The organism is Cyanobium sp. BA5m-21 (assembly GCF_024346235.1).
Taxonomy (GTDB): domain Bacteria; phylum Cyanobacteriota; class Cyanobacteriia; order PCC-6307; family Cyanobiaceae; genus Cyanobium_A; species Cyanobium_A usitatum.
Genome location: NZ_JAGQCO010000068.1, coordinates 1 through 7,912, shown reverse-complemented (window position 1 = coordinate 7,912; position 7,912 = coordinate 1). Strand labels below are relative to the sequence as shown.

The 7,912-nt window shown below is 61.2% G+C and carries 7 protein-coding genes; 5 read left to right on the top strand and 2 right to left on the bottom strand.

Annotated elements, in window-relative coordinates:
- Positions 1-217: 217 nt before the first annotated feature.
- The 5 genes from KBY72_RS13350 to KBY72_RS13330 all read left to right on the top strand — a co-directional run bounded on the left by KBY72_RS13350 (position 218) and on the right by KBY72_RS13330 (position 4,721).
- A complete protein-coding gene (locus tag KBY72_RS13350; RefSeq protein ID WP_254960984.1) occupies positions 218-457 on the top strand; it encodes a hypothetical protein in 240 nt (79 codons plus the stop codon).
- A gap of 1,043 nt (positions 458-1,500) precedes the next feature.
- Positions 1,501-2,304, top strand: coding sequence for a TIGR03032 family protein (locus KBY72_RS13345; protein WP_409995498.1), 804 nt, complete (start codon positions 1,501-1,503; stop codon positions 2,302-2,304).
- A gap of 134 nt (positions 2,305-2,438) precedes the next feature.
- Positions 2,439-3,998, top strand: a complete 1,560-nt coding sequence (locus KBY72_RS13340) for a class I SAM-dependent methyltransferase (RefSeq protein ID WP_254960982.1) — start codon at positions 2,439-2,441, stop codon at positions 3,996-3,998.
- Positions 3,999-4,083: 85 nt separating this feature from the next.
- Positions 4,084-4,329 carry a FitA-like ribbon-helix-helix domain-containing protein gene (locus KBY72_RS13335; protein ID WP_254960981.1) on the top strand — a complete coding sequence of 82 codons (246 nt, stop codon included), beginning with the start codon at positions 4,084-4,086 and terminating at the stop codon, positions 4,327-4,329.
- Positions 4,326-4,721, top strand: coding sequence for a type II toxin-antitoxin system VapC family toxin (locus tag KBY72_RS13330; protein ID WP_254960980.1), 396 nt, complete (start codon positions 4,326-4,328; stop codon positions 4,719-4,721). The genes KBY72_RS13335 and KBY72_RS13330 overlap by 4 nt, the downstream gene beginning before the upstream one ends.
- Positions 4,722-4,742: 21 nt before the next feature.
- Here the strand turns inward: KBY72_RS13330 and KBY72_RS13325 are convergent, their stop codons facing one another.
- Both KBY72_RS13325 and KBY72_RS13320 read right to left on the bottom strand, forming a co-directional pair.
- On the bottom strand, positions 4,743-7,265 hold the full coding sequence (locus KBY72_RS13325) for a tetratricopeptide repeat protein (RefSeq protein WP_254960979.1): 2,523 nt from the start codon (positions 7,263-7,265) through the stop codon (positions 4,743-4,745).
- 10 nt (positions 7,266-7,275) lie between these two features.
- Positions 7,276-7,912: class I SAM-dependent methyltransferase (locus KBY72_RS13320; RefSeq protein ID WP_254993782.1), on the bottom strand; the 637-nt coding region annotated here is incomplete at its 5' end.

Here is a 7,912-nt window from a genome sequence, read left to right as displayed (position 1 = left end):
CCCATTGCCACAGCTGATGTCTGAGGGAGGCGAGCCGTCAGCCCCGGCTACGCCGGGGCTGATCCCCCCGAGTTACACCACTCCATGGGACGCCGCTTCAGCGGCCTGCTGGGTGGTCAGCGCGGCGTGTACCGGCACCAGCGTGACGGCATTCCCCTGAGCGAACTGGATCCCTGATATGAATTGCTGGTGAGAAGCCTGAGGTTGCAGTCGGCTGGTGCCGATCACTGAGGTAACGGAAACCAGAGCTGCTGCGGATCATCAAACGAAAGAGGCAAAAATTGGATGCGCTGGCGCAGAGCTGCTCTCCTTGAACCTGGCCGAAGTTCAGGAATTACTGCTGAGTGCCGGACTGGGTCTGCTATGTGATGGAATCTTCCGCGCCGGTGATGACCCGCTTGTGAAAGCCGTCGCCAAGGAGCTGCAGAGTCCTGATGCAAAAAAGGATGGCCCATGAAGTGAACAGAAATCCGTATATCGGCAGCAACTCCCCGGGCAAACGGTATCAACCAACCCCTAAGTTCTATCAAGGATAATTAGAGCTAGCGGATACCATGTATCAAAGTGAATGCAAATCCATCATGGCGTTTAGATAACATAGCACCACACGTAAGCGATTGCACGGCAACCATTTGGCCAGCCACGATCTGTTGGGTATGGGTAATCAATCGCTATTGACAGAGATGTCCATTCGATGTGGAGAATTTGATGTCTAGCTGATGGCCCAAGACTTCCGCTCAATGCCTCAAGGCTTGATCGAAGTTGCTTCCCAGCGAGATGCGGCTGATCGGAGGCAAACTTGCCCAAGAAACACAGTGTGCCAAAAGGCATCGACCAAGAACTATAAGAGAACCAAATAGCGGGCTAACCCCAGTCAAGCAGCCAGCGCTGGGCAGAAGTGACCAGATCGAGTGACCGGCCCAGTGACCTTAACCACCCAACCGCTAACTCCGCCCCGAGCAACCCCGGTAGCTGCCATCGTTTACGGTGGGTATGTTCCCTTCTGATTACAAGGGCCACAGATCCTTGATTAATAGACAGCAGACAAAAACTTTGGGATGTGTGGTTGGCCGCCATATCCTTATAGAGATGGTCCAAGGCACTCCCCCTGGCTTTACGCCCAATGCCTTAGTCGACAAAGCCTCATTAACTATCCTTGACCAATCTACGAGGAGGTTTGCTTGAAGGCCAATCAAAGAAAGGAAGATGAATGTAATGCCACTCAAGAAGATGATGCTGATGCACTGCCAGCCCTGCGGAGCGTTCATACAGAAAACTTTCCCCTAATATTAGAGGAAATAAATTCTTCACTTGCTGTAACACTTATCAAGCCGGAAAGTTAGTTTTTCTTAGACCTCAAGACGGCCTGCTTAATACCCACTTCCAGACCTTTGACTCGCCTATGAGTCTAGCTGCCAATCATCAGATCCTCTCTATTGGCACACCAGGGCATATACATCACTTCCGCAACATGCCAGCAGTTGCGCAAAACGCGAACCAATTGGTCACGTAGACGCCTGTTATATGCCCCGCGATTCGCACACCACAGGCGACATCCTTGTGCACGAGATGGCCTATGGCGAGAACGATGAACTTTGGGTAGTGAACACACGTTTTTCTTGCTTATGCACCCTGGATAATATCAATAGCTTTCTACCCCGTTGGAAGCCAAGCTTCATCACCGGATATTCCCCGAATGATCGCTGTCATCTTAATGGCCTAGGCATGGTTGATGGCAAACCCAAATATGTCACCGCCCTTGGTGAAACAAACACACCCACTGGTTGGCGAGACAATAAAAAAGACGGCGAAATTTTGATCGATATCCCCAGTGGCGAAGTCATCGCACATAATCTTTCTATGCCTCACTCGCCCCGCTGGCACAACGGGCAACTCTGGGTACTCGAATCTGGCAAAGGAACTCTCTCTGTTGTTGATCTCAAAACTGACAAGCATGAGGCAGTTGCAACTGGTCCAGGCTTCACACGGGGCTTGGATTTTTGGGGTCCCCTTGCTTTCATTGGACTATCCCAGGCAAGGGAAACGGCAGTTTTCAGTGGCATTCCCATCACAGAACAAAACATTGCACGCAACAGCGGAATTTGGATTATCAATATCGAAATAGGTCAGCTCGTTGCCTTTGTGAGGCTTGAAGATGCTCTGCAGGAAATCTTTGCGGTTCAGATTCTTCAAGGCATCGTCTGTCCAGACCTAGTCATTGATGAACCTGAAATAATTCACAGCTCTTACGAATTACCCAATCATGCCATGAAATATGCAGAAACAGTAAATCCCGCTGTCTAGTCATAATAGAAAGATTACAGAAAAGACTAATGCAGAATCGAAGTCAATAAGCAGTCGTGAATAAATTTACTTCCAGCTGTATATGTTGTTATCCAGTCCCCCGGGCTGAACCGAGCCCAGCAGCCCTCCAACCCATGACCCTTCGCCACGGCTATTTCACGGGAGCCGGCTACACCTATGACGCCCAAAGAGAACCGTCCCCCGAACGGCTGGCCTTCCTGGCCCTGCTCCACCGGCATCGGCCCCCGGAGGTCTGCGGGCCCTTCCAGCTGCTCGAGCTCGGCTGCGGCCAGGGCTACAACCTCTGCCTGCAAGCGGCGAACTATCCCCAGGCCCGCTTCCTCGGCATCGACTTCAACGCCGAGCACATCGCCCACGCCCGCTCCCTGGCGGCGGCCAGCGGCCTGGTGAATGTGCGCTTTGAGCAGGCCGATTTCCTGGAGCTGGAGCAGGCCGCAGGCGGCGTCATTGCCTGGGGCGACTTCGACTTCACCGTGGCCCACGGGATCCTGAGTTGGGTCGCCCCGGAGGTCCGCCTCAGCCTGATGCGTCTGGCTGAACGGGCCCTGCGTCCCGGAGGCCTGTTTTACCTCTCTTACAACACCCTGCCCGGCTGGCTGCCGATGCTGCCGTTCCAGCACTGCGTTAGCAGCTTGCAGGCCACGCTCGGGGATGGCATGCCGGCGCTGGACGGCGCCCGGGACCTGTTTCAGGGTCTTCGCCAGGCCAATGCCCAGGTTTTTGGCACCCAGCGGGATCTGCCACGCCGCCTCGATGGTTTGGGCAAGCTGGATCCCAGCTACCTGCTGCACGAATACAACAACAGCCACTGGCAGCCCCTCTATGCCAACCAGGTGATTGAGTCCATGCGCGAGCTGGGCTTGGGCTACCTCGGCAGCGCCACCCTGGCCGAGAACTTTGACGCGCTGCTGCCGGTGCCCGCCCAGCAGCAGATCCAACGCCTGAGTGACCCGGCCTTGAGGGAGCTGGTGCGCGACCTGCTCACCAACCAGGCGTTCCGCCGCGATGTGTATGTCAAGGGGGTGGACCCCCTCTGGCCCCTGGAGGTGTCCACCGCCCTTGAGCAGGTGCGGGTGTGCAGCCTGTTGGATCCAGACGCCCTAGTCGACGAGACCAGCCATCGCTTTCCGCTTGCCTGGGGCGAGGTCCAGGCCAACCGCGACTGGATTCGGGCCCTGCTTGCGGGCCTGCAGGATGGGCCCCGCTCCCTGGTCGAGCTCGGTCGCTTGATTCCCCCTGGCACGCCCCAGCTCTCGCTCGTGCCGACCGTGTCCCTCTTGCTGGGCCGCAATGCGGTGGCGCTGGTGCCGGCCGAGCGGGATCGGGGCCCCAGCCAGCGCTTCAACGCCCACATCGGCGCCAGCGTCGCCGCCGGTGCTCCCTATACCTTGCTGGCCTGCCCCGTGAGCGGCAACCTCCACAGGCTCACCGGGATGGAGCTCCTCGCCCTCAACGCCTTAAACCAGGGATGTAGCGAAGCCGCCCTGGCTGGGGCGATCGATGCCGGACTGCGGGCCCTGGATCAAACCATGCTGCGCGATGGGCAGCCTGTGCCGGAGAGTGAACGCCAAGCCGATCTGGAGCGCTTGGCCGAGAACTTTCGCCGCCGCTGCCTGCCGTTGCTGCGCCGCCTGGGGGTGCTGGGATCCGCAGCGCCGCCCCAACCGGGCTGATTGCGGCAGGCTCGAGATGCAGGCCTTGGACTGCGCAACCAGAATGGATCCATAATGGTTCCATGCCCAACTGCCGGCTGCTGGGATGGCCAAGACCCTCACGCTCAAAAACCTGCCCGAAGCCCTGCATGCGCGCCTCAGTGCAGCTGCCAGGCACCATCGCCGCAGCCTCAACAACGAAGCCATCGTCTGCCTGGAGGCTGGTCTTGCCGCTGCATCCGTTCCTGTGCCGGACCGCTTGCGTGAGATTCGGGCGTTACGGCAAACGCTTGGTAGCAGTGATTTTGATCCGAACGTGATCGAGGCCTTCAAGGCGGAGGGCCGCCCATGATTGTGGTTGACACCAACTTGGTGGCCTATTTGCTGTTACGGGGACCCCAAACCGCTGCCGCAGAAGCCTTGCTGGAAGAGCACCCCACCTGGGCTGCGCCGCCGCTGTGGCGGAGTGAATGGCGCAATGTGTTGTGTGGTTACCTGCGACGCGGCACCCTCAGCCTTGAGCAGGTGATTGCCCTGCAAGAGCAGGCCGAAACCCTGGTGATTGGCCATGAGGAACCGGTCCAATCCGAGGACGTACTGAAGTTGGCTGCCAGCAGCGGTTGCAGCGCTTACGACTGTGAGTTTGTTGCTGCGGCTCAACAACTCGATGCACCGCTTGTCACCGCTGATCGTGCCCTGCTCAAGGCCTTCCCTGCCTTAACCAGGCCGCTGGGTTGCAGCTGAGGGCACTCCTTGCTCGCTGTCCTACTCGCCCCCACTCCTCTCGTCCCACGCCTGCAGGTAGAGCGCTTCAAGCTCCCGCGTGAAGCCGGCGTTATCCATCAGGGGCGAGGCCTGCAGTTCGGCGCGCAGGCCGCTGCGGATTGTCGCCAGAGCTTGGGGATCGGCGGCGAGGCGTTGGGCGATGGCGATGTACTCCTCGGGGCTGCGGGCGATCCACTCGGGCCGGCCCAGGCTGGTGAGGATGCTGGCGCCGCCGCGGCTGGAGCTGCGCCCGCCGGCCAGGGTCACTAGCGGCAGCCCCATCCAGAGGGCATCGAAGCTGGTGGTGCCGCCGGCAAAGGGGGAGGTGTCGAGGGCGATGTCGATTTGGCCGTAGGTGGCCATGTAATCGGGCCCGTTTTGATAGCCGATCAGGCTGATTCGATCGCTCGCAACCCCGCGCTCGGCGAAGCACTCCAGCAAGCCCAGGCGGGCCCGGGTTTCCTTGATGTGCAGCACCAGCCTCGAGCCGGGCACGCTGGCGACCAGTTGGGCCCAGAGCTCGCGCAGCCCTTCGTTCACCTTCACGAAGTTATTCAGGCTGCCGAAGCTGATCACGCCGCTGCCCAGGCAGGGGGGCGGCACCACCTCGGGGATGGCAACCACCGGCGGCGGCACGGCAAAACTCCACCAGCAGCGCGGCAGGCGCAGGGGCTGCTCGCTGAAGGGCAGCGGCCCGCCTTCGGGCGGATCGAGCACCCGATCGGTGATGCGGTAATCCATGGCGGCTAGGCCGGTGGTGCCCACATAGGCCAGGTAGCTGATCTGCACCGGCGCCGGCTTGCGGGCGAATAGGCCCGGACGGCAATCGCGGGCGTACATGGTGAGGTCGATCAGCAGGTCGATGCCATCGGCGCGGATTTGCTCGGCCAGGGCGCCATCATTGAGCTGGTGGACATCGCGCCATTGCTCGACGTGCTTGGCGATCTCGCTGGTGAAGCCATCCTTGAGATAGCGCGACGAGTAGGCGAAGATCTCAAACTGGCTGTGGTCGTGGTGCTCGAGCACCGGCAGCAGGAACCGCGCCACCGGATGCATCCAGAAATCGGGCGACACATAGCCCAGCCGCAGCCGGCGCGCGCCGATCGCTGCTGGTGCAAGCGCAACGGCCTCGCTGCCAAGGGCCTCGCTACCTAGGCCGTCGAATTTGGCCTGGGCCAGGCGCCTTGCTTCGGCGGCCAGGTGGGCATCGCTAGCACTGGGGCTGTAATTGAGTGCGAACAGGTAGTTGGGCACAAAATCGCGATCGTCCTGGCCAAGGTCGATGCCGCGGTGGTAGCTCTCCAGGGCCAGATCCACCTTGCCCTGGTCGAAATAGGCGTTGCCGAGGTTGGAGTGGGCAGCGGCGAACTCGGGCTTGATGCGAATCGCCTCCTGCAGGGCCTGTTCGGCCAGGTCGGGATAGCTGGCTTCGCGCTGGGCATTGGCCAGGTTGGCTAGGGCCTCGGCGTAATCGCTGCGCTGGGAAATGGCCCGTTCAAAGGTGGCAATGCTCTCGCTGTGGCGCCGCAGGTTGAGCAGGATATTGCCGAGATTGTTGAGGGCCTCGGGAAAATCGCTCTGGAGTTCTAAGGCCCGGCGCAGGGCCGAAGCTGCCAGCTCATACTGCCCCAAGGCATTGAGCACGTTGCCCTTGGTGAACTGCACCTGGGCGTTTTGGGGATCCAAGGCCAGCGCCCGCTCACTCCACTGCTGGGCGCCCTGGAGTTGGTAGGCGTCGAGCTCGAGCTGGGCCAGGTTGGAACAGGTTTCGGCCGCCAGCGAGGCATTGGCCGGATCGCTAGGTGGAGCCTGCTCCAGGGCGGCCTCAAAGGCGGCCGTTGCCCCGGCTAGATCGCCTTGCTGCTTGCGGGCCAGCCCGAGGTTGTTCCAGGCCTCGGCAAACTGCGGTTGCAGGGCAAGGGAGCGCTCTAGGGCCTCCAGGGACTCGGGCCAACGCGCGAAGCGGCCCAGGGCATCGGCCAGGTGAAACCAGCTCGCCGCGTCATCGGGCGCCAGGGCCACGGCCCGTTCGGCCGCCGCTAAGGCCTGCTCGCGCCGGTTGGCGCGCAGCTCCATGGCGGCGAGCTTTTGCCAGGCGAGCACAAAGTCGTCCTGGGCGGCTGTGGCCTGGCCAAAGCTGGCGGCCGCCTCGTTCCAGCGGCCATAGAGCTGGTAGAGATGGCCCAGGTTGTAGAGCGCCAGGGCGTCGCCGGGTTCCTGGGCCAGGGCGCGCTGGTAGGCCGCCTCGGCCTCCTGGGGCCGCTGCAGATCCTTGAGCAGGTTGCCCAGGTTCACCCAGTAAAAGGGCTCAGCCGCTTCGCTTTGCACCGCCGTGCGCAGGTGCGGCAGCGCGGCCATCGGGTTGCCACTCTGGTGCTCCAGCAACCCCAGGTAGTGATGGGCAGGAGCGTTGCCCGAATCACTCGCCAGGATCGCTCCATAGCCCTGGCGCGCCTGTTCCAGCTGACCCTGCTGATGCAGGGCAATCGCTGCGGCCAGAGGGCCGGTCTGGACGAAAGCCATGCCCCCTTTCCTAGAAGGCTGCTGACGGGTCCAGGCTGGACAGCGGCAGATCAAACAGGGCCGCGAGCTCGGGGTCGGGATCGCCGTTGAAGGTGATCAGGTTGAGTTCCAGGTTGCCCTGCTGGCAGAACATCGGGCTAAAGCCGCTGGCTTCCACCACATTGGCCAGGGTGCGGCGGCTGAAGCCGGTGCGATGGGCGTAATAGTCCTGGCCGCTTTGGGCGATCATGCCGCCGTGGCCGAAGAGCACATCGAGCGGGGTGATCGGACCCATGGGCGATTCATAGAGCAGGCCATCGAGGTCGATGCCCTGCTGCACGCAGGCGAGCATCAGCTCCTGCAGATCGGGCACGATGATGTGGGCCAGGCCGCCGGGCTTGAGCACATGGCGGAAGCCCGCCAGCACCACGGGCACTTCGTGCTGGCGCACATGCTCGAGGTTATGGGAGCAATAGACGGCATCAAATTGCTGCGGCTCCAGGCTGGTGAGCTCTCTCACATCCAACACGATGTCGGCCCCAACCGACGGATCTAGGTCGAGCAGGACCTGCTCAAACGTGGCGTAGGGGCCAGGGAGTTGGATCCCGCGGGACTGGCCGCCCACATTGAGGACCCGTATCTGCTGTGTCACGACGTCATCCATAGGG

Excerpts from the sequence above, each read along its gene's own strand:
- KBY72_RS13330 (WP_254960980.1), top strand. The coding sequence starts at position 4,326 with ATGATTGTGGTTGACACCAACTTGGTGGCCTATTTGCTGTTACGGGGA.
- KBY72_RS13325 (WP_254960979.1), bottom strand. The coding sequence starts at position 7,265 with ATGGCTTTCGTCCAGACCGGCCCTCTGGCCGCAGCGATTGCCCTGCAT.
- KBY72_RS13340 (WP_254960982.1), top strand. The coding sequence starts at position 2,439 with ATGACCCTTCGCCACGGCTATTTCACGGGAGCCGGCTACACCTATGAC.
- KBY72_RS13335 (WP_254960981.1), top strand. The coding sequence starts at position 4,084 with ATGGCCAAGACCCTCACGCTCAAAAACCTGCCCGAAGCCCTGCATGCG.